Below are 23,628 nucleotides of genomic sequence, written 5' to 3' on the forward strand. Positions count from 1 at the left end.
TGGAAGACATCGTGGATCAAGCGGATCAACTTGCTGATATGACAACTGAGCTAGCTATCGGCGTAGCAGGTCTGACCGACTATCTGAAGCTGTTACTAGAAGAAGATGCTCAGCTACGCAAACTATGGGTAGTCGGAGAAGTGTCTAGTGCCAACAGCCACCGTCAGGGCTGTTTTTTTACGCTGCAAGAACCGGATGGGTCGGCTGCAATCAACTGTGTGGTGTGGAAGTCGCAGCTACCTCGCCTCGCTACCCTGCCAAAGGTCGGCGAGCAGGTGACTGTTTTAGGGCAGATTCGGCTGTATCCAAAGCGCGGCACCTATCAGCTCACAGTGTGGCAAGTGCTGCCTGCCGGAGAAGGCTTGCAAGCGCTGCGCTACCGTCGGCTGAAGGCACGTCTCGCCGCAGAAGGACTGTTTGATCTAGATCGAAAGCGCCTCTTACCTGCCTATCCTCAGACACTGGCGGTCGTGACTTCTCGTCAAGCAGCGGCGTGGGGAGATATTAAACGAACCTTGGAACAGCGCAGCCCTGGACTGAAGGTACTGCTCTCTCCGGCCACAGTACAGGGTCCGCAGGCTCCAGCTTCGATTGCAGCGGCGATCGCCCGAGCGGCCAGAGATGGCCGGGCCGATGTGCTGTTACTAGCAAGAGGTGGAGGCGCGGTCGAAGATCTGGCTTGCTTTGATGATGAACGGGTGGTGATGGCGATCGCGACTTCACCTATTCCTGTAATTACTGGGATCGGCCATCAGCGAGACGAGTCGCTAGCCGATCTCGTGGCAGACGTCTGTGCTCATACCCCAACTGCCGCTGCTGAACAGATTGCGCCTAGCCTAGATGAGCTATATCAAGAGCAGGTGAATTATCTACAGCGAGTCGGGAGCGTGATGGCCAAGCGGCTACAGCTTGCCCAAACGCAGGTACAGTCATTAGAAGCGAGACTTCAGCGTCAGCGGGTAGACCGTCAGCTAACCCAGCACCAGAAATCATTGATATGGCAAAAGCAGCAGCTGATATCAGCCATGACTCAACGATTGCAGCAGCACCAATATCGGCACCAACTTTTTCAGGAAAAACTCGCGACGCTAGATCCACAATCTGTTTTGAAGCGAGGGTATGCGCTGGTCAAAAAAGAGGGTCAAATTGCCACGAATGCCGATCAGCTACCCCCTGGCACTGCGCTGGAAATTCAGCTTGGTAAAGGCAAAGTCACCGCGACGGTGACTGCTAACAAGTAGCTAGACTGTTTTTGGCCGCCTGCTCTTATTGACCGCCTACTCTTGACCGTCTGCTCTAAATAGAAAACGGCTGACTTGACCTAATTCAACGTTCAGTCATCCTCTACGCCCCCTATTCCCTACGCTCTAGCTTCTATGCCCCGCCCCAAGAAGACACCTCCTCTCCCCGATGATTGGAACTACGAAGAGACACTGATTCGCATTGAGGCGATTACTCAACAGCTAGAAGGCGGCGATCTTCCCTTAGCTGAGGTGTTCGATCAGTTTTCTGAAGCCGTAGGCGCACTGCAGCAGTGCGATCGCTTCCTTCAAGAAAAGCAAAAGCAAGCGGCGTTGCTGATCGAAACCCTAGTGGGTGAAGATGAAGCGACTTAGCCTATATGTCCAAAGAACGTCCGAAAAAACGTCCAAAGAATTCTCAGAAACGCTAGGAAGTCGCTGATGAGACGCCAGCGGGTACTTGCTCGCTATGCAGTTCTCGAGCAGTGGTTCTAGTCGAGCCGAGGTCGTTTTCTACAGCGCGATCTGCAGCCGGTGCCGATTTAGAAGAAACTAGCTGCGCTGTAGGCGGCTGTTGGATGGGAAGTCGAACTTTGAAAAGGGTGTCTTGGTCTAGTGGGCTCTCTACCAAGATCCCCCCCCCTATTCTTTGCACTAGCTGCTGTACCAGCGTTAGATCTAGGTTCGCTGTGCCGTGCTCAGCCGACGGATGAAAAGCCTCGAACAGCCGGTTTATTTCGACTTTGGGAATATGACTACCTGAATCTTGGACAGTAAGAACGATGAAGTCCTCTGCTTCAGGGACTGCACTAACCCAGACTCGACCCCCTTTAGCGGTTCTTTGGATGCTGTTTTTGATCAGGTGAACGACCACCTGCTTGAGTTCGGCCTCTACGCCCAAAACAGTGGCAAGCTGATCGGGAACGGTATAAGCCAGCATGATGTTTCGCTCTTGAGCGATGGGTTGATAGATGCTAACAATACCCGGCAGCAGTTCACTTAGGCTAATGGGTTGGGGTTGTGGGCTGGGAGTGGTCTGGAGCTGTAGAAGTTCTATGATGCCATTGACAAGATTGGTTTGGCGATCGCACTGAGCGACAATCATCTCTCGGTAGCGCTGCCGCTGAGTCAGCTTGAGTGTAGGTGAACTAAGGAGCGTTAGGGCTGTTTTGATGGTAGTCAACGGTGATTGCAGCTCTTCTCTTGCCTGTCTGAGAAAGTCGGCGTTGATACTTTGAGCCGTCCTGCAAGACTCTCTAGAAGCCGAATCGGCCTTATCTTTGCCTTTATCCGAGTGGAGACCGCGACTTTCATTGATCTGCGATCGCAGATCTTCCTGGTGCTGCATCTGCCAGGTCAAAAAAGCTTCGGATAGTGGCAAAGGCCCTTGAGTCCAAAGTGTCTCTGGAAAGTAGCGCTCCCATTGGCTAAGCGCCGCCGCGCCAGCGATGTCCTTTTCGCTAGTACTTTCAGGCGACGGGTTTAAGGCTGTGTCTGGGCTTGATTCTGGGCTCGATTCTGGGCCTGATACTGACGGTGGAACAGATAAGTTACTTTCAATAATCGCTTTTATATTCGCGGATAGAGCTGCAATTGTACTAAGTGAGGTCGATCCATATAGCCGTAGCGTTCGCTTGTCGAGAACGGCGGTGCCTGGTGGCATCCTAGCTGCGACAAGAGAGCCTACAAACTGGTCACAAACAGCCAAGCATAGATATTCACGCTTTAGTTCTACGGTTTGCTCGATAGGAATAGGTCGCAAGCTAGCGGCCAAGGTGTCAGGCGGATCGCCTGTTTGCTCGCCTAGGCTATAGATGGTACAGCCGGCTGCCTGCTGAGCGTATTGCCAGATATCTTGCCACCAAGCGTCGTCTTTCGGTAGTTTCAGCCATAAGGTGGCACGAACCTGATGGACAATTAAGAATTGGATGAAAGACTGGAGCGCGGCTTTAAAGCCTTTAGGATCAACGGCGATTGCTTCGGGCGAAGATGGTAGATTGACCGTGCGAGCTAATAAAGACAGTGACGACATAGCATATCTATTTGTGAATACCCGGTCAGAAGACCCTGAGTGCTGATTGGGATAGATGCGAAAGTACCAAACCAGAAGTCGTGAGGCGGCGACCTGATGTATCTGTAGCTTCGATCACTGGTAGCGGTGTGCCTATTATTAAAAGCATCGTCTAGGCGTTGGAACGCATCCTCTTCTCTAAGAGAATGCACCCGATGCTGACATATATCGAAGTTGGCAAAGCGCTATGAGATCTTGCGAGATAAGATCTTGCGAAATGTGGGTTGTTCCATAAAAACCTATTAACCAATCTTGCTCTTATAGGAAGACACCAGACGGTGGGTTGAGTTTATCTACTCGAATATGCCCACTTGCCAAATGATTTTCGCGATCGGTTCCGCAGTTTCGCGCTTAGTGTGTCTGTTAGCGTGTCCGTAGCCGCTCTTCAAGCGCTGCCCTAGCGTGCTCTCTATCGTCAAAATGAATTTTTTCGGTTCCTAGAATTTGGTAGTCTTCATGACCTTTGCCGGCGATGACGATGCCATCACCCGGCTGAGCACTCAAGATAGCGCTACGAATAGCGGCGGCGCGATCGCCAATCACTTGCTTTTCATCTAGCGGGCCATCGATGCCAGCCACCACGTCTTTCAATATCTGTTCAGGTGATTCTGTGCGCGGGTTGTCAGAGGTCACGATTGCTAGATCTGACTGCTCGTAGGCAATGCGACCCATCTTGGGTCTTTTGGTGCGATCACGATCTCCCCCGCAGCCAAACACGCAGATCAGCCGCCCATTAACAAAGGGTCTAGCCGCCTTCAGCGCATTTTCTAAGCTGTCGGGCGTATGGGCGTAGTCTACAATCACGCTGATATCTTGCTCTGACCCGTTTTGCTCTGCGATGTCTTGCTCTGGCATATCTGCTGTTAAGATCTGCACTCGCTCCATGCGTCCGGGCACGCCCGTAAACTGTGGGAGTGCCGTTACAATCTGGTCTAGCGATACGCCCAGATGCAGCGCCGCGCCGACTGCGGCTAACAGATTTTCGAGGTTGAACTGACCAACCAGCGGTGAGGTAAAGCTAGCGTCTCCTGCGGAGGTATGGAGAGTGCCGCTAACGCCAGTAGGGCTGTACTCAAGACCGGACGTGTAGAGATCGGCGCTACTATCGGTGATGTCATAGGTTAAAGCCCGATCTTTGCCCACTCGCTCAATCAACTTTTGTCCGTAGGGATCTTTTTGATTGATGATGGCGCGCGCTTTTAGATAGTCACCGCTGAACAACAGCGCCTTTGCCTCGAAATAGTCATTGAAATCTTTGTGATAGTCGAGGTGATCCTGCGTCAGGTTGGTGAAAACAGCGACTTCAAAAGGGATGCCCCAGGTTCTTTCTTGCGCGAGGGCGTGAGAGCTGACCTCCATGACGACATTTTGGCAGTCGGCCTGCCGGGCGCTGGCAAGTTCTGCTTGCAAGTCAATAGAGAAAGGCGTCGTGTGAACAGCGACTTTCTCGTAGCCGGGCCAGCGGGTGTAGAGCGTACCGAGAATGGCAGTTTTCTGCTGAGCCTGATTAAGGAAGTATTCGATTAGATGAGTCGTCGTTGTTTTGCCGTTGGTGCCTGTGACGCCGACTAGGTTCATGGCCTTAGCTGGCTGAGCGTAGAAGGTCGCGGCCAGTTCGGCGCAGTTTCTAGCAATCTCGCTGGTGGTTAGAACTAGTGCGCCGTCGGGGTTGGGCTTGCTGTCCAGAGCGGACGGAGAAACTAACGCTGCGATCGCGCCTTTGTCGATCGCACTCTGCCAAAACTCTCCGCCATCTACCCTGGTCCCAGGCATGCCAACAAACACCATGCCAGGTTTGATCGCCTGGGAATTGGTCGATAGGCCAGTGACTGCTTTTGACCAGTTAGGATGATCGGCGATCGGCTCAGGAATTTGAAAATCTTCTAGCCCCGACGCTTCTAGTCCGGTAAAAAGATCTCTTAGCAGCATCACAAAATATCCCCTACGCCAAAATTGATGCTGAAATTATGCCTCAAACGGGCCAATATGCGTCTGTATCGTTTTTGCGACTTGCGCGGTCGATGCCCGTGGAGAAAGGCGAGGTAAGGGATGCTCTGTGGCGACAGCCGACGTTTCGGCATGGTCGGCATAGCAAAGAACCGGGATTTCGTACTGATACTTTTGAAACCAGCTCTGGTTTTGGGTGATGTCTCTAATCTCTAGACGAACGGGCAGCTCTTCTAATTTTTCCTGAAGTCCTTCGCAAAGATGACATCCGGGTTTGCTGTACAGAATGAGCGTTTTCATAAGCTGGCGAAGAGACCGATTGTCTATTTCTATTGATTTCTATGAGTGGGCAGTTTCTATTGTCGTTTGATTGCTAGGCAACTGGACATCAAAGTCTGAGAAATAGGCCAAGAAAAATAATGGCCGGTATTCCGATCGGAATACGGGTGTTTCTTGAGGTAGGATTGTGGAGAACATTTGGAACAACCACGATTAGATTTGGTGGTGAACGATATGGTTCAGTGTACAGAGGCATCTGTGAGCAATCTAGATAATTTATCTGCTAGCAGTCTGCCAGCTAATAATCTACCTGCCGAAAATCTGAGCGCAAAAGACTTATCTGTAAAAGATTTATCTGTCAACGACTTATCCGCCATTGATGCGGTAGCCGCCTGCAATCCCAGGCAGTTTGTGCAGCAGCTAGATCTAGACTTGCTCAACCAGCGATTTGCCCAGGCGTCGCCACAAGAAATTTTGAACTGGTGCATAACGCATATCCCAAAAGGGTTAGTGCAAACCACCTCTTTTAGCTTTCTAGCTATTTCCCACATGCTCTACGAAGAGCTCAATCATCCGGTGCCCGTTATCTTTCTAGATACGCTGCATCTGTTTCCCGAAACCCTAGATACTGCTCGCCAGGCGCAAGCCCACTATCACTTAGATCTGCATACCTACACGGCTATTGGTGCCCATTCCCAAGCGTCTTTCGCTGCTCGCTATGGCGAAAAGCTATGGGATACCGATATTGATAGGTTCTATGAACTCACAAAAGTAGAGCCGTTACAAAGAGCTTTGGGCGATCTAGGTGCGATCGCTTGGATTACCGGACGACGGCGCGATCAGTCTGAAGCGCGTAAAGATCTTCCTATTTTCGAGCGGGATGACCAAGGCAGGTTAAAGATCAATCCGCTAGCTCGCTGGACGCACAAAGACCTCTGGGCCTATGTCTTCAAGCATGACGTGATGTACAACCCACTGCACGATCAGGGCTATACCAGTATTGGCGATCAGCCGCTAACGACTCGCACGGTAGCCGGTGAAGACGAGCGAGCAGGGCGCTGGCGGGGATCTGACAAGACAGAGTGCGGCATTCACCTGTAGCGCTCGTGAATGTAGCGCTCGTGAACCGATTGGCTCAATCAGTACTTAATCGGCGCTCAATTAGCAGTTAGCAGTAGCCTGCTTAGTTAGCCTTCGCTGGTGTCAGATCCGGTTAAGGACAGTGCTTTTTGCTGCATCATTTTGAAGATGTTGTAGAAGCCATTAGCCCGAGACGGTGTGAGACTGACATCTAACTGGGTCTCTTTGATGAAATCCGGGGATAGCTTGACAATCTCTGTCGGTGAGAGACCATCCAAGGCGATGATTAGCATTGCTAGTAGCCCTTTCGTGATCTGCGCGTCCGAATCGCCTTGAAAGCTGACCCCATCTTGGTCAAGACTAGCGGTGACGTATACCTGTGAAACGCACCCTGGTACCTTGTTCTCAGCAGTTTTTTCTTCGGCTGGAAAGGCTGCTAATTTCTTGGCATACCAAAGTAGCTGCTCATATCGGCGTTTGGGGTCGTTGATTCTAGCAAAGCGTTTGACGAGTTTATCAACTTGGGCAGGACGGGCGGCGGTACTCATTCGATGCGGCAGGAATTGCGATATGTAACGAACCTCTCTCAACCATAGCGTGTCAGGTTCTGAACTCACAGTACTTCTACTAGAGGTTCTACACTAGGTTCCATATTGTTTCCCTGTTATATTGCTTCCTTGCTAATGGCTTCTCTGGGGCTGACAAATCGGTTGGCAACGGTTTCTGGCTGCATGGCCGAAAGGATAACGTGGTCAGAATCCGTGATGATAACAGCCCTGGTGCGTCTGCCGTAGGTGGCATCGACCAACTGCTGGCGATCGCGTGCGTCGGAGATAATCCGTTTGATCGGGGCTGATTCTGAGCTAACGATAGCGACAATTCGGTTTGCAGAAACGATGTTTCCAAACCCGATGTTAATAAGCTGCATGTCTCTATAAGATTGTAGTAGGCAAGATTACAGTGAGCCCGGTCCATCGTGCTTTGAGGATCTAGCCAAGAGCTGAACAGTGTCTTTTGTTGAGATCAAGTAGCTGGATGCTTTTAGTTTTGATTTCGGCCAGTTTTGATTTTTGGGCGCGTGGTTGGTAGATGGTGCTGTAGCTGGGAGATTCTGCTATTGATATCGGCAGCTAGAAGGTGCGTACATGGAGGATGCATGCAGTGACACTAAAGCGATTCAGATCTCGAGTCACTACAAGCTGCTGTCAGTAGCTATCTATCAACTTTAGCTAAAAAATTAGTTGAAGCTGACTGCTTTGAAACTCTATCATCGCATCTAGTCGATAGTTTTGAATGACCTAAAACAGGCATGCTTCTAACCCAAACAGTGTCTTTCTTGCCGACTTTTGATCTATAGCCGGCTTTTCCTTTGCGATTTGTCTTCACTTTTAATACTTTAATAACGCTCTGACGAGGTGCTTTGTGCAGCCAGTTGACTACACGACCTTATTGGCAGCCAGTGCTGGTTTGCGTACCCACTGGCTGCCCGCTCGCTGTGAGCAGGTCTATCAACGCGATCGATACACGCTGTTCATTGCCCTTCGAACCATTGAAGCGAAGGGCTGGCTAGCGATTTCCTGGCATCCACAGGCAGCGCGCATTCACATGGCATCACCACCGCCCAAACAGCCAGACACCTTTACATTCTCTCAGCAGCTAAAGCACCAGATCGGCGGATTAGCGCTGATCGCGATCGATGTCTTATCGCCTTGGGAAAGGGTATTGGATCTACAGTTTGCGCGGCGTCCTGACGAGCCAGCACTGTGGCATCTCTACGTAGAAATCATGGGCAAGTACAGCAATGTAATCCTGACTGCCGCAGATAACTTGATTGTGACTGCCGCTCATCAGGTCAGCGAGCAGCAATCTAGCGTCAGACCAATTCAAACTGGTCGCCCCTATGTGCATCCGCCAGCGATTCGAGGCAAGCTGCCTTCGCCTTCGGAAGGATTTGAGGATTGGCGCGATCGCATCTCTCTGATTCCTGGCAAACTCAAAAAGATGCTGGTCAAAGCCTCTAGCGGCGTCAGCTCATCGGTGGCCACCCAGCTAATTTGGTCCGCCGATCTCTCTGTTGATATCAGGACTGATGAACTCACAGAAGACCACTGGCAGCGTCTATTTCAGGCGTGGCAACGTTGGCTGGACTGCCTATCTACCGAAACATTCTCTTCAGCCGCCATAGACGCCACTACAGGCAAAGCCAGCTACACGGTTCTATCGGATTTATTGGTAGAAAGTGAATCAGTAAAAAGCGGCCAAGTCGTTCTAAATCCTGTCAAAAATGAACAAACGCTGCTAGACGACTATTATCGCTATCAGTTCAACCAAGAAGAGTTTCGCCGACTGCACCATCAGCTCAGTCAAACGCTCAAGACGCGATTGGCAAAACTTAGGCAAAAAGCCAACACGTTTACCACCCGGCTACAGCAGTCTGACCAGGCAGAAGACTATCGCCGACTGGCCGATCTGCTGATGGCGCATCTATCTGAATGGCAGGTGGGTATGACCAAAATTGAGCTGACTGACTTTGAGTCTGGCCAGCCAGTGGTAATCTCGCTCAACCCTGAGAAGAACGCAGTGCAGAACGCGCAGGTGATGTATAAGCAGCATCAAAAGCTAAAGCGAGCGCGGAGTGCGGTGATGCCGCTATTGGCTGAAGTAAAGGCTGAAATCAATTATCTAGATCAGGTAGAAGACAGCTTACTGCAAGTGCCTGCTTACCAGAGCGAGGCTGATTTAGCAGCTCTGAAAGAAACTCAGCTAGAGCTGATAGCCCAGGGATATTTGCGAGATACGAGCGGGCGATCGCAATCCACTCAAGCCGCCCAATCTAGGAACCGCCGCAAAGAAAAAGACACCATAGATTTCCGTCGCTACACCGTTCCTCAAGGGCTCGAAATTCTCATTGGTCGCAACAATAGTCAAAACGAACAGCTTACCTTCAAGCAAGCCAGCGACTATGACCTCTGGTTTCACGCCCAAGAAATTCCAGGAAGCCACGTCCTATTGCGCTTAGACGCAGGTGAAGTCCCTACCGATAAAACCCTACAGCTAGCCGCTAGCCTTGCTGCCTACTACAGCCGGGCTCGCCAATCGGATCAGGTGCCCGTGGTCTATACCGAGCCTAAAAACGTATACAAGCCAAAAGGCGCGCTGCCTGGCATGGTTATCTACAAGCATGAGCAGGTCTTGTGGGGCCAACCGCAGCGGGCGCTAGACTTTATAGATGGAAAGTAATTCTGTAACTCCCATGCTTCCCCCGAGTATGCTTCCCCTAAGTATCGCTCCAATGATGGATCGTACCGATCGCCACTATCGCTTTTTCATGCGACAGATCACTCGGCGGACGCTGCTCTACACCGAAATGATCAACGCGCAGGCGATCTACCACGGCGATCTCGATCGGCTGATTGGCTTTACCCCGGACGAAAAGCCGCTGGTGCTGCAAGTCGGTGGTGACGATCCAACCCTGCTCGCTAACTGTGCGCGGCGAGCGGCTGAGTTTGGCTATAGCGAAATTAATTTGAACGTGGGGTGTCCAAGCGATCGCGTTCAAAGCGGTAACTTCGGGGCCTGCCTGATGGCTCAACCGCAGCGGGTAGCCGACTGCGTGGCGACAATGATGGCAGCCTCACCGCTGCCAGTGAGCGTCAAGCACCGGATTGGGATCGACGATCTAGACAGCTATGAAGATATGGCCAACTTTGTCACAGTGGTTGCCTCTACTGGCTGTCGTCGATTTAGCGTTCATGCTCGCAAAGCGTGGCTACAGGGGCTCAGTCCAAAAGATAATCGCAATATTCCACCGCTGCGCTACGTAGACGTGCATCGATTAAAGCAAGACTTTCCTCAGTTGCAAATAGAGATCAATGGCGGTTTCAAAACGTTGGAGCAAGCCAAAACCCAGCTACAAGCGGTCGATGCAGTCATGATTGGTAGAGCCGCCTACGACACTCCCTTTCTGTTTGAAAAAGCTGACCAGGAGATCTTTGGTGAAGTGGCTAAACCGCAGACACGATATCAGGTGGTAGAGTCAATGCTCCCCTATATCGACTATCACACTCACCATCGAGGTGCTAGGTTGCACAGCATTACTCGCCACATGCTGCACCTATTTCACGCCCAGCCGGGCAGTCGCATTTGGAAACAAACGCTGACACAGCAGGCTCACAAGGGTTCAGGTGCGGCGGTTGTGGCAGACGCTCTGGCAAAGGTTCGCGACGCTGCTGAATTAGCCAGGTATCACCAGCAGATGGCGATAGATTCTAGCGTGGCGTTGATACAGACGTTGATATAACCGTTCGATCGGATTTAGCTTGCTGTACTGAGTTCGTAATGTATTGCTAGGACTTCACTGTTCTCTAGCACGGCCATCGCATATTCACGGCCTTGTAGATCTGCGAACTCAACCAGATATTGAGGACTCTCTCCCTCGTAGATCGCGACGATGGTTCCTACTTGACCGGTAGGTAAACAGGATATTGACTGATACTCTGGCTCGACTAGAGTTAACCGTTCTATAGTTTTTGTTACTTGGCTGAGGTACATCTTTCAGGCTGAAAGCTCTATGTCACAACGGGCCAAGTGACGAGCCTGTAACGAATGCATCCGGTACAGGCTCTATAGGAATAGGGTTGATATTTGCAACCGTGTCCAAAGATTTCAATACAGCCATCTGTTTTACTATGTTCCGTCCTTGCTAGCTCTCGTCGATTACCGCGTCGCGATCTAATAGCAGTAAATTACGTAGTTGGTCAGTGTCTAGCTCTGTCAGCCACTGTTCGCCTGCACCGACAACTTGCTCGGCCAGCGCCTTTTTGCTATTGATCATGTCGTTGATGCGTTCTTCTAAGGTGCCAGTACAGACAAATTTGTGAACCTGAACGTTTTTGGTTTGGCCGATGCGGAAGGCCCGGTCGGTGGCTTGGTTCTCGACGGCGGGGTTCCACCAGCGATCAAAGTGAAAGACATGGTTGGCGCGGGTGAGATTAAGGCCGACGCCGCCGGCTTTGAGTGAGAGGATGAAGATTTTGGGCCCATTGGGATCGAGCTGGAAGCGATCGACCATTTCTTCGCGCTTATTTTTGGAGGTACTGCCGTAGAGGAAGAGCGATTCGGTGCCAAGGCGGTGTTCTAAATGGCTGCTGAGAAGTTTGCCCCACTCGGCGAACTGGGTAAAGATCAGGGCGCGATCGCCTTCTGCCACCACTTCTTCTAACATCTCATCTAAACGCTGCAGTTTGCCTGAACGTCTAGCTTTACCTAGGCTATCTTGCTGCAAGAACTGCGCCGGATGGTTACAAATCTGCTTGAGCTTGACTAGGAGCCCTAAAATCATGCCGCGTCGCTGTACGCCTGTCGCTTCATCAATTTCGCCTAGCGTACTGTCTACCAGCTTTTGATAGAGTCTGGCCTGCTCGGATGAGAGCCCACAGAAGACAGTCATCTCTTGTTTTTCGGGTAAGTCTTGAATGATGGTGCGATCGGTTTTTAGACGGCGCAAGATGAAGGGCTGGACCAGCGATCGCAAGGTCTTTAGCGAATCCGTATCCCCATATTTCTCAATCGGCGTAGCAAAGCGCCGCTTAAAGAAATTCAGCGGGCCGAGATAGCCAGGATTGAGAAAGTCCATAATTGCCCACAGCTCAGACAGCCGGTTCTCAACGGGTGTACCGGTTAGCGCAATGCGAAACTCGCTTTCAATTTCTCGTACGGCCACAGACTGCTTTGCCGTCGGATTCTTAATATTTTGCGCTTCATCGAGCACCATCCCCCGCCACTCGACCCGCTTAAGGTCTTTCAAATCTCGCTGTACCAGCGTATAGCTCGTGATCACCAGATCTAGCTTCTGTGTGGCCTTTACCAGCGCTGCCCCCTTCGGACGTTTGTCGCCGTGATAGACCAAAGTCTTCACCTGATTCGGCGCAAACTTACTCACCTCCCGCTGCCAGTTTGTCAACACAGAGGTTGGACATACCAGCAAAACAGGGCCACCCAGCGCCTTCTCCTGCTTCAGATACAGCAAAAAGGCAATCAGCTGAACCGTCTTACCCAAGCCCATATCGTCCGCCAGACATGCGCCGAGTCCCCACTGCTCTAGGAATGAAAGCCACGAAACTCCTTTGGCTTGGTAAGGACGCAGCTGCCCAGCAAAGCCGTCCGGTTCCGTCATCGGCTCTAGACTTTGATTGCCAGTCGTCATGGTAGAAATCAGTTCATCTAGCTTGCCAGAGGCATCGAATTTCACCACTGGCAGCTTGTCGATCAGTTGATTGTCGCCGGTGCTAATTCGCAGCGCTTCCTCGACCGAGAGCTTAGTCTGGCCCTTACGCTTCTCAAAGAAGTCTTTAGCGGCTCGCACATCTTGCGGACGCAGCTCCACCCACTGGCCATTAATTTCAACCAGCGGTGTTCCCTGCGTAATCAGCTCGTCAAATTCTGATTTGCTCAGAACCTGACCGCCGACAGACAGCTCCCACTTGAAGTTGAGCAGGCTCTGCAACCCTAGCCGCTGAGTCTTCGGCGGGGCCGTAGCACTGATCTGTAGTCCTAGTCGGCTAGCGCCAACCTTACTTGGATCGACTAGATTATCGGGCAAGATGACGCCGAAGCCGCTGTCTTGCAGTCGCCAAACGGTCGTTTTGAGAAACTGAAAGGCTTCAATCGGACCCAGCACGCATTCAGTTGGACTGGGCTGAACCAACGTTTGTTTGATCGGTTCATAAAGCCTAGTCGCCCGGCCCAAGCCGCCTAGCAGCGTTTCCTGGGGCGCGTCTATCGTTCGCCCTTGATAGGAAAACTCATCGGTAGGGTGCTGCCAGATCAAGCTGGCATCTACTTTGTAGTCATCATCGTCAATCGCCTGCAAGCCGTAGCGCAAGGTCCAGTCTTGCGTATCAGCAGCGGTTGGCGGCACGAGCTGAAAGCAGGTGCGAAACCCTTCTACTGTATCGGTTAGGTTCTGCAGCGGTGCGGTCCAGGTGTTGATCGCATCGTTGAGTCGAACGACACCCGCAGGGGTGCTTTCAAAGTGAGGATCTTCTGCGCCCAGCGCGTCTAGCCACTCGGGCAGGGGCAGATCTTTGCTGAGAGCGGCATTCTGTAAGGTGTTGTCCTTGGCAATACTACGAACTTGGGCATCGACGATGGTTTCTAGAAAGCTACGAACCAGTGATTCGTTGGAACTGGGCAGGTCTATTTTGAGCGCAGACGCTTTCTTTGGAGTGGGGGTTAGGTAGCTGCGGCAGATGAGCGGGATGCGATCACAAAAATCTTTGAGTCGAGTTTGGTCAGTGGCACTATCGAGTAAAAGCTGCCAGGTGGCGATCGCTCCTTTCTTATCGCCCCCTACTACAGGCACAAACTTGCCTCTAGCCAGCAGATCTAGACACCACCGCGCTAGATGTGACCAATAGCGCAGATCGTCTCCAACAAAAGCGCTCATTTCTGAATGGCCCAAAGGCAGCGCGGTCAAAAGCTTCACCGTTATCGTCGGCTGCAATAGTCCACCGGAGACTTCCCAAGGGTGCAAAGCAGGGGCGATTGTAGAATCGGCAGATAGAACCGGCAGAAGTCCAACGGCTTCCAGCTTGGCCTGTTTCGATTTCTTGGACTTAGTGTCTATCGGCGCGTCTACTAGCGGTGAATTGTTAAATAGCGTCGGTAATACGACTGCTCTAGAAAGCCAGTTGCTTGCCAGCTTAGCTTTCCGGCTTGTGGTCTTCGCAGATCCCGATCGAGATCGCTTGCTCGCCTTAGCTGTTCCTAGCTCAGCCTGCATCCATGAAAGATCAAGCTCGTCACTTTTTTGAAAACTGTCCTTTAGCTCCGCCGCCGATAGCTGATAGGGATGAACAGGCAGTGCTAGCTGCTCGTCTGTACTGAGCATCGATAGCTGCGTCGGCTCAGCCTTCCGCCAGGTTTCACCCCATAGGAAAAACCGCTGAAGGTCGGGTAGCCAGTTACCGTGTAAAGTTGCCATGGGCTAAGAACGCTCAAATGTATCTAAATTGGTCTCTAAATCTGGAAGGGGAGTTTAGAAAGGGATGTCTATACAGCTGCTTTAAATGGGTCTATACGATAGCTAGTCACTTCGCTGTAGCTATGAAGATTTCACTTTTATCGCTATCTAGAAACAAGTTTGAAGCTAGATTTCTGCCAGGCCAAAACGATTAGAGCACTGTCTTTCAAAGCGCTATCTTTACGCTTTTCCTTCGAACTGTTCGTACGCTGCAACGATGCGCTGAACCAAAGCATGACGAACGACATCTGCTTTGGTCAGTTCACAAAATTCGATACCGTCGACACCTTTGAGAATCTTAGCGGCCATTGCCAGTCCTGACTGCTGATATTGAGGCAAATCTGTCTGGGTGATGTCGCCGGTCACGACCATCCGCGAATGAAAGCCTAAGCGAGTGAGCACCATCTTCATCTGGGCGGGCGTCGTGTTTTGCGCCTCGTCCAAAATAACGAATGCATTGCTCAGCGTGCGCCCTCGCATGTATGCCAGTGGGGCCACTTCAATCACGCCTTTTTCCATCAGGTGGGGAATGCGCTCAGGATCTAACAGCTCGTGTAGGGCATCGTACAAGGGACGCAGGTAGGGATTCACTTTTTCTTGCAAGTCCCCTGGCAAGAAGCCTAGACGCTCCCCGGCTTCTACCGCAGGCCGAGTCAAGATCAGCCGTTCGTATTCCTCATTCATCAGCGCCTTGACAGCGACCATGGCCGCGAGAAAGGTTTTGCCGGTACCCGCTGGCCCCGTACAGAAGGTCAGATCGCTAGTTCGTAGCGCTTTGATGTACTGCTGCTGACGAAAGGTCTTGGCACGGATGATTTGGCCGCGACGGGTGGTGGCGACTACGTCTTTTTGAATCGACTGTAGCTCTTCGGCCCTATGAGTATCTAGCGCGTGGATGGCGGTCAGCACATCGGTCACAGCGATCGCCTGTCCCTGACTCCAGGTAGGCTCTAGGGTCTCTACAATTCGCTTGACCCGGTTTACCTGATTTTCGGTGCCCGCAATGTTGAGCTCACTACCTCGCAGCACCACGACTGCCCCTGTCTGCTGAGCAATCCGTTTGATATTTTCTTCCCGAGGGCCTGCTAGTGCGATCGCATTCTCAGGGCTCATCAGGCCGAGTTTATAATTTCCCATTCAGCTAGAATTTCCCATTCAGCTAGAACTTCCCATTCAGCTAGTAGTAGAAACCTAAAAAGTAGCCAGTCTGTAACAGCTAGCACTTAAACATCGAGTGAACATCACTTAAGCATCGAGTAAACACTGAGTGCTAAAGAAATGATAAAGAGCGCAAAAAGAAAAGAAGCCAACAGCCAAACGATGCAAGCACCTTCAGCCTAACGCTTTCGATCACATATTTTCGACTTTAGAAAAAACCTGTGTGGCAAATTAAGCACTAGGCTTAGGCTTTTTCTTTGGAGGCGCAGGATTCGTACTCGCTCGTTGGGGTGGTTTTCTATCACCGCTGCCACGACCTCGGCCACCGCCACGACCTCTACTACTGTGATCGCCACCGCTGCCCCGCTCGGACCTTTCGGGCTGAGGCTCACCAAAGACACTGAGATTGACTGTCATTTCCTCAAGCTGGCCAGCCACCATAATCGTTTGACGAATCGCCTTAATGTTGCGACCGCCTCGACCAAACACCCGGCCTTTGTCTTCTTCTTCGTTAAAAGCAGCCCTTAGCCAAAGCTTCTTACCACCCGATAAAGATTCAATATGAAACTTAAGCTCCTCTGGCTTGTCCAGAAAAGGCTCCATCAGATAACGCGCTAGCGCTTCGTAATCAGCCATATTTTCACCTATATCAAGTCGAAAATGAGCCTGTTCAGTCGGCTCACAAAAACACGAGCGTCAAGGAAGCGATCGCTAGCTACTAAGCTGCTCGTATACATTCGCCTTCCTCAAGATATCCGCAACGGTTCTAGTCGGCTGAGCGCCTTCTTTGAGCCACTTTACAATCGCAGGGACTTCTAGGCGAGTCTCATCAGTTCTAGGGTTGTAAAAGCCTAGCTCTTCTAACGGACGACCATCACGGCGGTCTTGAGCTCGCATCGCGACTATACGGTAGCTAACTTCGCGCTTTTTTCCATAGCGCTTGAGTCGAATCTTGATCATTTGCAGGGTAATAACGGCCTAGCCGAACAGTGTAAGAATATGAACTAATTAGAGCACTCGATTTTAACACCCACTGCTATGTTCGGGCAAAGGAATTTGGTCTAGTCAACTCTCTGGCACGAAGAATGATGCCAAACTCGAAGTCATGGCGCGAGCACTACCGCGCCAGCCTCAACTTTGCCCGCTTCTAGCATAGAGCTGACAGGCTTAGCTAGCATAGAATCAAGCGGCTCAGCATGGCTTTTAAAGCTGAGCTAGCCAGACTGAGCTAGTCCTCGCTGGTCTAGTCTTCATGATCCTCGAACGGATCACTTAGCTGCTTGGCTGGTGGACCAAACGCTGTGTATACGGCAAACGCAGTGAAGGCAAAGACGATCGTCGCTACGGACACAATAAGAACTGTTGCAGAATCTAAGTTTTCCATTTAGTTTTTTTCGTGATTTCCTCTATGATATTACAGAATATAAAGTAAAGTTTACCTCCAGATCTCCCCATGGCACAGCGCACAAAGTTGGGCAACCTCCTAAAGCCCTTGAACTCTGAATACGGTAAGGTCTCTCCTGGATGGGGAACAACGCCGGTAATGGGCGTGTTTATGGTTCTGTTCCTAGTATTCTTGCTGATCATCCTTCAGCTATACAATTCTTCTTTGATCATTAACAACGTTGATGTCGATTGGAGAAGTCTCGGCAACTAGCTCAGCGTTTGCCGCTGGCCTGCTAGTCGAACTGCTAGTTGAACTGAGGTACTCGCTGCACATGCTTCAAAGATTGGCTGCAGATATTAGCTGGCTAACAGTACTACTGTTAAACAAGGGGCAGGTGTGTAATGCATCGCCCCTTTGCAGCTTTAGATAGCTTCAGATACTTCACAGCTTTAGATAATAGAAGCAGGCAATAGAACACGCTTTGGACGAAAAGAAATGAACATCTTTGGAATTGGCCTGCCTGAGATGGGCCTGATTATGATCGTGGCCTTGCTGGTATTTGGGCCTAAAAAGCTGCCGGAAATTGGCCGTAGCCTCGGTAAGGCCATGAAAGGATTTCAAGACGCGACGAAAGAATTTGAGACTGAATTTAAGAAAGAGGCCGAGCGGATTGAGCAGACAGTAGAGCCTATGAAGGCAACGCTAGAGGGGCCTCGGGCGATTTCTCAAGGACAGAAGAAGGCTAGTGCGCCTAATCAGACGCCCAATCAGACAGTCGATGAAGCGGCCATTCCAAAAGGCAATCAAACGAGCAGTCAAGACGAGCCGACTGAGGCCGAGATCGTTGAAGCCTCTAATAACGAAGCCGATGAAAAGAGCGAAGCCGATGAAACCAAAGTGGCTGAAACTGTAGACGAGTCGCAGCCAGCCTAGCAAGTAGCAAAAGAAAAGATGGTAGGGACACCTCCAAGTACTCAAAAAGATCAGCCAACCATCGCCCCGGCATTGGTAGTGCCTAGATTAATTGTCGGACTGGGTAATCCGGGTGCAAAGTACGATCGAACACGGCACAATATCGGATTTGAAATTGTTGACGCCCTGGCGAAAAGTTTTCCAGATGTTTCGCTTGCACCTAATAAACGGTTTCAAGGTGCAACAGGCGAATTTCGCAGCGCGGGAGAGCGGATCGTTTTACTAAAGCCAACTACCTATATGAACAAGTCTGGGCAGGCAGTACGTGCTGTTTTGGACTGGTATAAGCTAGAGCCGACGGCTGTGCTGGTGATATACGATGATATGGACTTGCCGACTGGCAGACTGCGAATGCGGCTCTCAGGCAGTGCGGGCGGTCATAACGGCATGAAGTCGATTATTTCTCATTTGGGAACTAAGGAATTTCCGCGATTGAGAGTGGGGGTTGGCAGTGCGGATAAGAGTGGCGATCGCGATGGTGCTGTGGTTTCTCACGTTCTGGGTCGCTTTGCCCCAGAAGAGAGAAAAGTAGTTGATGCCGTAATTCCGATGGCAGTCGATGCTGTAGATCTAAGCTTGAGAAAAGGCGTAGAGCGCTCGATGAATTTGTATAACGGTCGCGAAGTAGATCACTAGCAGTATTAATGACTCGCAGTAGCTACGGTACGACTGAAACGGTGGTGCCAATCGCTACTTGAGCAAATAGCTCGACCACATCGGCGTTATGCATTCGTACGCAGCCGTTAGAAGTGGCATGACCAATGGATTCCACCGTTGGCGTACCGTGAAAGCCAAAGACGCCTTCGCGATTGCTAGTAAATCCAATCCACCGCAGACCTAGCGCGCTATTTGGACCGGGCGATCGCACTTCCCCAGTCCACGGACTTTGCCACACCGGATTGACGACAAGCTGCGTGACGGCAAATTCTCCGGTCGGCGTTGGCGTCTCAGGTGTACCGACCGCTACCGGATAGCCCTTGATCAGTTCACTGCCGTCGTATAGATAGACCTTGCGATCGCTGATATCTAAGACAACTCGATGGTTTGCCAGCCGAGCCTTCGCCGCTTCAGTGCGAGTGATTGCGTAAGTCCTCAATGCAGTGGCATCGTCACTCGCTCGATTGGCACGTACCGATAGGCCCGTGCTCACCCAAAGAGCGCTAGCACCTAGCAAAACGGCTGCGTTAGCCCGCCAACAATCTCGCCATACTTTCCTCGGTTCACTCATATCGATTGACTCGTGTTGACATGCTCAACAGTCACACTAAAGTATTTCCACAAACTAACAAAGCCATCAGGACGTATAGACACGTAGCTGTGACAGTAGGCAATTGGCTCTTTGTCAGGCACATTTATCAACAAAGGCGATCGCGTCGGCTGAGGCTAAAGCAAATGCTGAAATCTATCTTCTTTGCCTAGCGCTTTGACCGCCTGCTTAATTTCTTGAGTCCGATCCTTTTTCACAATCAAAGTGGCATCGCCATCACGCACCACTACGATATCTTCTAGGCCGATGGTAACGACAACCTCATCAGGATTTGCGCTGTACAAGATGCTGCCAACTGTATCGATAGAGACATGCTCACACATTTCTACGTTATCATCTTCACCTTTTAGCAGTCTTTCGATCGCGTTCCAATCGCCCAAGTCATCCCAGCCGAAGTCAGCCGGAACGACATACGCCCGGTCGGTCTTCTCCATGACCGCATAGTCAATGCTGAGCTTTTCGAGCGTCGCGTAGGCGTCTACGCCTTTTTCGAGTAGGGCGTGGGTCATGTCTGGCGCGTGAGTTTTGAGTTCGCCTAGCATCACCGCTGCTGGGAAAATAAACATGCCGCTATTCCAGCTATAGTTGCCGCTATCAAGGAACGTTTTGGCGGTAGCTTTATCAGGCTTTTCAGCGAAGCGACTAACTTTGTAGGCTGGCAAGTCAGTAACGCTGCCGGCGCTGAAGCTGCCTGCCGAATCACCTTGCTCAATGTAGCCGTAGCCGGTAGACGCAAACGTCGGCGTGATTCCTAGTGTGGCGATCGCACCTGCATTCACGGCTAGCGCCGTTGCGGCCCGCAGCGTGTCGCAATAGCGAGCCTCATCTGTAATGTAGTGATCGGCTGGGAAAAAGCCACAAACCGCATCATCGCCGTAGCGTCTGGCTATCTCAATAGTGGCCCAGGCAACCGCAGGCGCAGTATCTCGACCCTGGGGCTCGACCAAGATATTTTCAGATGGCATCTCAGGTAGCTGCGTTTTGACACCCTCTGCTATATGAGCAGCCGTAATCACAAATAGGTCGTCCCAGCTAGCTAGGGGCAATAGCCGATCGGCAGTACATTGCAGTAGCGAGCGATCGCCGCCATCTAAGCAAAGAAACTGCTTTGGCCGCTTCAGCCGACTCACTGGCCAAAAGCGTTCACCTTTTCCACCCGCCAAGATAATCGGAATAAAACGAACCATAACTGCCACTACGCTATCTAAGATTTCGGACTATCCTACCGCCTGGATTCCAGGGACGGTAGTTCTTGAGCTACAATTATCTTAATAATTGACAACAAATCATAAGCTTGCTGATATCTTTACAAGCTTTGTACATCCGCTTGTGGAAAATCAATTCTTGGCGAGCCGATTCTAGGCGGCAGCATCAAGACTAGATTTCAGAAAAAAGACGATGACAGCAGATAATTACAATGCTTCATCAAAGTTTGCTTATCTAGAGAGCCCTACCCTAGACAATTTCCTTATCTCTCGGCTGATCCGTTGAGAAACTGTCTGATAAACAGCAAGTCGCCTCGCGAGTGTTTGGTACTGTCAGGGGTTAATTGGGTGTGTAACCTTCTGTTAACTTCAGTAGAAACTTGCCTAGATATCAGCTAGCTATTTTTGTAAACCTCAGCAATCGCCGTTCAGCATGACTACTCAACCCTACGAATCAAAGCATACTGCTGAAAAACATAATGCTGAAAACCGTAGTGGTGAAGATCAAAGTCCTGAACAACAAAGTTTTGCTGTTCAGGATGTCGGACAACCGACTGCTGAACAACCGACTACTGAACAACCAACTGCTAAACAATCAGCTGCTGAACAATCGGCTGCTAAACAACAGAACGCTGAGACCCAGCTATCCTCTGCCGATGTTAGCGATATTAGACGTATTCAACTACCACCTAACCTGTCACCCAATCCGGCACCTAATCTAGATAGAGACTCTAGAATCCCTTCCAAAGTAGAGTCTAGAACAGACCATAAGCGCGTAGCAGAGCGGGCGATCGCATCGCCTCTTGAACGTGAATCCACCGCGATAACCGTCCGAGAAAAGCCGAATCAAACTGCTCCCTTTGGCCTGCGGCGCGTTCTCAAAAACACGCTGCTAGGGGCAGCTTTTACAGCGACAGCGTTAGTGACGGCTGGGTTGGGTGCGATCGCGGTGATTACCTTTCCCCTACCTCGTCAGCTCAGCGGTGAAGCCGTTGCGCCCCCCCTCACTGACCTTTGGCGTTCTGGCTTTCGCTATCAGGTTGCTCACCCTGTCAACATTCTGGTCATGGGTCTAGACGAAGCGAGAGATATTGAAGGGGCAACCCCAGAAGATCTCGTTGGCCGCACCGATACGATGCTGCTCGTTCGCGTTGATCCAGACGCAGATATCGTCAACGTTATGTCTATCCCTCGCGATACTCGGGTCGAGATTCCGGGCTACGGCATCGATAAAATCAACGAGGCCAATGCTGAAGGCGGCGCAGAACTCGCGGCTCAAACCGTCAGCCGCAACTTCAGCAACGTAGAAATTGATCGATACATCAGAGTTAGCACCACTGCCTTTAAAGAGATCGTCGACCTAGTCGGTGGCATTGAAGTGCTAGTACCCAAAGCGATGGAATATGAGGACAAAACCCAAGGGCTCGTCATTGATTTAGAACCCGGACTGCAAACTTTGAATGGTGATCAGGCAGAACAATTCGCTCGATTTCGGCAAGATGCCTACGGCGACATTGGCCGAGTGCAAAGACAGCAAATTCTACTTAAAGCATTACGCCAGCGGCTCACCAACCCCACCGTACTACCCAAGCTACCGCAGATTATTCGAGTCTTACAAAAACGCATCGATACTAACCTAACCGTAGAAGAGCTGCTAGCACTGGCAGGTTTCGGCCTAGATCTTGAGCGTCAAGATCTGCAGATGGTGATGTTACCAGGCAGGTTCAGCACGCCAGAAGAATACCGGGCTAGCTACTGGCTCTCTGACCCGTCAGTCAATAGCGAGATTATGCGGACGTATTTTGATGCGGACACCGTCGAATTCGTCAACGATATCGGAACCAATTATTACGAGACGCCTTCTGACTGGGCGCTGAGTAACCTGAGAGTGGCTGTACAAAACGCAACTAACGAGCGATATGCTAGCTCCTCTATGGCAGAGTATCTGAGAGACCAAGGATTTTACGATGTATACGTTGTTACTAACTGGCCTAGGGTAGAGCGCGAAACTTCAGTCGTCGTTCAGCGAGGAGACGTTGGCAGCGCTAGAGAAATCAAATCTATTCTTGATTTAGGTCAGGTCGTCTCTGAGTCGACAGGCGATATCGATTCTGATATCACGATTCGGGTGGGTGAAGATTGGCTAGAACAAATTGATCCAGATTGGCAGCGCCTTCCTTATGACGGCCCTAGGTAGCTGCCAAAAATATTTGGGAAAACCATAGCCGAGGAACTTAGCCAAGAGATGAGTTTACTATCAACTGCCATAGCTTTGGTATTGGCCTGTGGGTGGGTAATTTTATTTGCGATCCCTGTCAACGTCGAGTAGCTATGAGATGGTTGTTCGCTAGATAGCTGTTAGATAGCTTTGAGCATGTATCAACTCTTTCAAAAGTCAGTGAGTGCTTTGGCGATCGCGCTATCACTCAGTACAGTTAGCGCTGCAGTTAGCGGTTGTTCCTCTTCGCCACAGACGGCTGAAGGCTGGCATCAGCAGGGAATTGTTCAAACTCAACAAAGCAACCTTGATAAAGCCATTGAGAGTTTTGACAAGGCCGTGATGCTAGAAGCTGAAAATACAACAATGCTGGTGAATCGGGGGCTGGTACGTGATGAGCTAGGCGATCATCAAGGGGCAATAGAAGACTATGGGCGTGCGATCGCTCTAGAGCCCACTCTCGTACCTGCTTACTACAACCGGGCTAACTCTTATCACAACCTAGAAAAGTACGAAAAATCCATAGCCGACTACAGTCAAGCTATAGACTTAGAGGCAGGCTTCGCCTATGCCTACGTCAATAGAGCCATCAACTATGAAATGCTGGGAGATCTTGAACAAGCCACACAGGATCTCAACCTCGCTCTAGATACCTTCAAAGCCAACGAAGACCGAGAAAACATAGACAGAATCACCGCTAAACTTAGCGAGCTACAGTCCTAATGATCTGTAGAGGGTTAGGTCACGCTTTAGAAGCTTTAGCCTTTGGCTGCATGTAGC

23 protein-coding genes are annotated in these 23,628 nt (G+C 50.8%); 10 read left to right on the forward strand and 13 right to left on the reverse strand.

The features are described from left to right. Nucleotides 1-11 precede the first annotated feature (11 nt). Both xseA and xseB read left to right on the forward strand, forming a co-directional pair. Nucleotides 12-1,241: an exodeoxyribonuclease VII large subunit gene (gene xseA / locus IQ256_RS03645; protein ID WP_370623338.1), complete on the forward strand. Its 1,230-nt coding sequence runs from the start codon at nucleotides 12-14 to the stop codon at nucleotides 1,239-1,241. A gap of 135 nt (nucleotides 1,242-1,376) precedes the next feature. Further along, nucleotides 1,377-1,616, forward strand: a complete 240-nt coding sequence (gene xseB / locus IQ256_RS03650) for an exodeoxyribonuclease VII small subunit (RefSeq protein ID WP_193854203.1) — start codon at nucleotides 1,377-1,379, stop codon at nucleotides 1,614-1,616. Between the two features lie 52 nt (nucleotides 1,617-1,668). Here the strand turns inward: xseB and IQ256_RS03655 are convergent, their stop codons facing one another. From IQ256_RS03655 to IQ256_RS03665, 3 genes are all read right to left on the reverse strand, one after another. Next, nucleotides 1,669-3,273: an ATP-binding protein gene (locus IQ256_RS03655; RefSeq protein WP_193854204.1), complete on the reverse strand. Its 1,605-nt coding sequence runs from the start codon at nucleotides 3,271-3,273 to the stop codon at nucleotides 1,669-1,671. A gap of 402 nt (nucleotides 3,274-3,675) precedes the next feature. After that, nucleotides 3,676-5,241: a UDP-N-acetylmuramoyl-L-alanyl-D-glutamate--2,6-diaminopimelate ligase gene (locus IQ256_RS03660; RefSeq protein ID WP_193854205.1), complete on the reverse strand. Its 1,566-nt coding sequence runs from the start codon at nucleotides 5,239-5,241 to the stop codon at nucleotides 3,676-3,678. Nucleotides 5,242-5,277: 36 nt separating this feature from the next. After that, entirely contained in the window at nucleotides 5,278-5,559 is a 282-nt protein-coding gene (locus IQ256_RS03665) for a glutaredoxin family protein (RefSeq protein WP_193854206.1), read from the reverse strand. Nucleotides 5,560-5,736: 177 nt separating this feature from the next. Between IQ256_RS03665 and cysH the strand changes: the two genes are divergently transcribed. Further along, nucleotides 5,737-6,639 carry a phosphoadenosine phosphosulfate reductase gene (gene cysH / locus IQ256_RS03670; RefSeq protein WP_228024542.1) on the forward strand — a complete coding sequence of 301 codons (903 nt, stop codon included), beginning with the start codon at nucleotides 5,737-5,739 and terminating at the stop codon, nucleotides 6,637-6,639. Between the two features lie 86 nt (nucleotides 6,640-6,725). Here cysH and IQ256_RS03675 read toward each other — a convergent pair whose 3' ends face one another. Together IQ256_RS03675 and remA are read right to left on the reverse strand one after the other, a co-directional pair. After that, on the reverse strand, nucleotides 6,726-7,235 hold the full coding sequence (locus IQ256_RS03675) for a SufE family protein (RefSeq protein ID WP_370623339.1): 510 nt from the start codon (nucleotides 7,233-7,235) through the stop codon (nucleotides 6,726-6,728). 47 nt (nucleotides 7,236-7,282) lie between these two features. Further along, the gene (gene remA, locus IQ256_RS03680; protein ID WP_193854207.1) at nucleotides 7,283-7,546 is read right to left on the reverse strand and encodes an extracellular matrix/biofilm regulator RemA; all 264 of its coding nucleotides are present in this window, start codon (nucleotides 7,544-7,546) and stop codon (nucleotides 7,283-7,285) included. A 494-nt stretch (nucleotides 7,547-8,040) separates the two neighbouring features. On the opposite strand from remA, the gene IQ256_RS03685 reads away from it, so the two are divergent. Both IQ256_RS03685 and dusA read left to right on the forward strand, forming a co-directional pair. Continuing rightward, nucleotides 8,041-9,858, forward strand: coding sequence for an NFACT RNA binding domain-containing protein (locus IQ256_RS03685; RefSeq protein ID WP_193854208.1), 1,818 nt, complete (start codon nucleotides 8,041-8,043; stop codon nucleotides 9,856-9,858). Between the two features lie 28 nt (nucleotides 9,859-9,886). After that, entirely contained in the window at nucleotides 9,887-10,918 is a 1,032-nt protein-coding gene (dusA, locus tag IQ256_RS03690; protein WP_228024552.1) for a tRNA dihydrouridine(20/20a) synthase DusA, read from the forward strand. A 14-nt stretch (nucleotides 10,919-10,932) separates the two neighbouring features. On the opposite strand, the gene IQ256_RS03695 is transcribed toward dusA, so the two are convergent. From IQ256_RS03695 to psbN, 6 genes are all read right to left on the reverse strand, one after another. Then, nucleotides 10,933-11,169, reverse strand: a complete 237-nt coding sequence (locus IQ256_RS03695; protein ID WP_193854210.1) for a DUF4926 domain-containing protein — start codon at nucleotides 11,167-11,169, stop codon at nucleotides 10,933-10,935. A gap of 151 nt (nucleotides 11,170-11,320) precedes the next feature. Next, nucleotides 11,321-14,602 carry a DEAD/DEAH box helicase gene (locus IQ256_RS03700; RefSeq protein WP_193854211.1) on the reverse strand — a complete coding sequence of 1,094 codons (3,282 nt, stop codon included), beginning with the start codon at nucleotides 14,600-14,602 and terminating at the stop codon, nucleotides 11,321-11,323. A 219-nt stretch (nucleotides 14,603-14,821) separates the two neighbouring features. Beyond that, on the reverse strand, nucleotides 14,822-15,778 hold the full coding sequence (locus IQ256_RS03705) for a PhoH family protein (RefSeq protein WP_193854212.1): 957 nt from the start codon (nucleotides 15,776-15,778) through the stop codon (nucleotides 14,822-14,824). A 252-nt stretch (nucleotides 15,779-16,030) separates the two neighbouring features. Continuing rightward, nucleotides 16,031-16,435 (reverse strand): KH domain-containing protein, encoded by a 405-nt coding sequence (locus IQ256_RS03710; RefSeq protein WP_193854213.1) that lies wholly within the window; start codon nucleotides 16,433-16,435, stop codon nucleotides 16,031-16,033. A gap of 75 nt (nucleotides 16,436-16,510) precedes the next feature. Next, on the reverse strand, nucleotides 16,511-16,759 hold the full coding sequence (gene rpsP, locus IQ256_RS03715; protein WP_193854214.1) for a 30S ribosomal protein S16: 249 nt from the start codon (nucleotides 16,757-16,759) through the stop codon (nucleotides 16,511-16,513). Between the two features lie 283 nt (nucleotides 16,760-17,042). After that, nucleotides 17,043-17,183, reverse strand: a complete 141-nt coding sequence (gene psbN / locus IQ256_RS03720) for a photosystem II reaction center protein PsbN (RefSeq protein ID WP_006457718.1) — start codon at nucleotides 17,181-17,183, stop codon at nucleotides 17,043-17,045. 69 nt (nucleotides 17,184-17,252) lie between these two features. On the opposite strand from psbN, the gene psbH reads away from it, so the two are divergent. From psbH to pth, 3 genes are all read left to right on the forward strand, one after another. Then, nucleotides 17,253-17,456 (forward strand): photosystem II reaction center phosphoprotein PsbH, encoded by a 204-nt coding sequence (gene psbH / locus IQ256_RS03725; protein WP_038016562.1) that lies wholly within the window; start codon nucleotides 17,253-17,255, stop codon nucleotides 17,454-17,456. 225 nt (nucleotides 17,457-17,681) lie between these two features. After that, on the forward strand, nucleotides 17,682-18,119 hold the full coding sequence (locus IQ256_RS03730; protein ID WP_193854215.1) for a TatA/E family twin arginine-targeting protein translocase: 438 nt from the start codon (nucleotides 17,682-17,684) through the stop codon (nucleotides 18,117-18,119). A gap of 18 nt (nucleotides 18,120-18,137) precedes the next feature. After that, complete coding sequence (gene pth, locus IQ256_RS03735) at nucleotides 18,138-18,794, forward strand: aminoacyl-tRNA hydrolase (protein WP_193854216.1); 657 nt, start codon at nucleotides 18,138-18,140, stop codon at nucleotides 18,792-18,794. Nucleotides 18,795-18,816: 22 nt separating this feature from the next. On the opposite strand, the gene IQ256_RS03740 is transcribed toward pth, so the two are convergent. Then, nucleotides 18,817-19,386 carry a L,D-transpeptidase family protein gene (locus IQ256_RS03740; RefSeq protein WP_193854217.1) on the reverse strand — a complete coding sequence of 190 codons (570 nt, stop codon included), beginning with the start codon at nucleotides 19,384-19,386 and terminating at the stop codon, nucleotides 18,817-18,819. A gap of 155 nt (nucleotides 19,387-19,541) precedes the next feature. Then, complete coding sequence (locus IQ256_RS03745) at nucleotides 19,542-20,612, reverse strand: mannose-1-phosphate guanylyltransferase (protein WP_193854218.1); 1,071 nt, start codon at nucleotides 20,610-20,612, stop codon at nucleotides 19,542-19,544. A 451-nt stretch (nucleotides 20,613-21,063) separates the two neighbouring features. On the opposite strand from IQ256_RS03745, the gene IQ256_RS03750 reads away from it, so the two are divergent. Both IQ256_RS03750 and IQ256_RS03755 read left to right on the forward strand, forming a co-directional pair. Continuing rightward, complete coding sequence (locus IQ256_RS03750) at nucleotides 21,064-22,827, forward strand: LCP family protein (RefSeq protein WP_228024543.1); 1,764 nt, start codon at nucleotides 21,064-21,066, stop codon at nucleotides 22,825-22,827. Between the two features lie 177 nt (nucleotides 22,828-23,004). Continuing rightward, on the forward strand, nucleotides 23,005-23,571 hold the full coding sequence (locus IQ256_RS03755) for a tetratricopeptide repeat protein (RefSeq protein WP_193854219.1): 567 nt from the start codon (nucleotides 23,005-23,007) through the stop codon (nucleotides 23,569-23,571). Nucleotides 23,572-23,628: the final 57 nt, after the last annotated feature.

This window comes from cf. Phormidesmis sp. LEGE 11477 (assembly GCF_015207105.1).
GTDB lineage: Bacteria > Cyanobacteriota > Cyanobacteriia > Phormidesmidales > Phormidesmidaceae > Phormidesmis.

Bases quoted from the DNA above. Each gene is read 5' to 3' on its own strand.
- xseB (WP_193854203.1), top strand. From the start codon at position 1,377: ATGCCCCGCCCCAAGAAGACACCTCCTCTCCCCGATGATTGGAACTAC.
- IQ256_RS03655 (WP_193854204.1), bottom strand. From the start codon at position 3,273: ATGTCGTCACTGTCTTTATTAGCTCGCACGGTCAATCTACCATCTTCG.
- IQ256_RS03660 (WP_193854205.1), bottom strand. From the start codon at position 5,241: ATGCTGCTAAGAGATCTTTTTACCGGACTAGAAGCGTCGGGGCTAGAA.
- IQ256_RS03665 (WP_193854206.1), bottom strand. From the start codon at position 5,559: ATGAAAACGCTCATTCTGTACAGCAAACCCGGATGTCATCTTTGCGAA.
- remA (WP_193854207.1), bottom strand. From the start codon at position 7,546: ATGCAGCTTATTAACATCGGGTTTGGAAACATCGTTTCTGCAAACCGA.
- dusA (WP_228024552.1), top strand. From the start codon at position 9,887: ATGCTTCCCCTAAGTATCGCTCCAATGATGGATCGTACCGATCGCCAC.
- IQ256_RS03695 (WP_193854210.1), bottom strand. From the start codon at position 11,169: ATGTACCTCAGCCAAGTAACAAAAACTATAGAACGGTTAACTCTAGTC.
- IQ256_RS03700 (WP_193854211.1), bottom strand. From the start codon at position 14,602: ATGGCAACTTTACACGGTAACTGGCTACCCGACCTTCAGCGGTTTTTC.
- IQ256_RS03705 (WP_193854212.1), bottom strand. From the start codon at position 15,778: ATGGGAAATTATAAACTCGGCCTGATGAGCCCTGAGAATGCGATCGCA.
- IQ256_RS03710 (WP_193854213.1), bottom strand. From the start codon at position 16,435: ATGGCTGATTACGAAGCGCTAGCGCGTTATCTGATGGAGCCTTTTCTG.
- rpsP (WP_193854214.1), bottom strand. From the start codon at position 16,759: ATGATCAAGATTCGACTCAAGCGCTATGGAAAAAAGCGCGAAGTTAGC.
- psbN (WP_006457718.1), bottom strand. From the start codon at position 17,183: ATGGAAAACTTAGATTCTGCAACAGTTCTTATTGTGTCCGTAGCGACG.
- psbH (WP_038016562.1), top strand. From the start codon at position 17,253: ATGGCACAGCGCACAAAGTTGGGCAACCTCCTAAAGCCCTTGAACTCT.
- IQ256_RS03730 (WP_193854215.1), top strand. From the start codon at position 17,682: ATGAACATCTTTGGAATTGGCCTGCCTGAGATGGGCCTGATTATGATC.
- pth (WP_193854216.1), top strand. From the start codon at position 18,138: ATGGTAGGGACACCTCCAAGTACTCAAAAAGATCAGCCAACCATCGCC.
- IQ256_RS03740 (WP_193854217.1), bottom strand. From the start codon at position 19,386: ATGAGTGAACCGAGGAAAGTATGGCGAGATTGTTGGCGGGCTAACGCA.
- IQ256_RS03745 (WP_193854218.1), bottom strand. From the start codon at position 20,612: ATGGTTCGTTTTATTCCGATTATCTTGGCGGGTGGAAAAGGTGAACGC.
- IQ256_RS03750 (WP_228024543.1), top strand. From the start codon at position 21,064: ATGACTACTCAACCCTACGAATCAAAGCATACTGCTGAAAAACATAAT.
- IQ256_RS03755 (WP_193854219.1), top strand. From the start codon at position 23,005: ATGTATCAACTCTTTCAAAAGTCAGTGAGTGCTTTGGCGATCGCGCTA.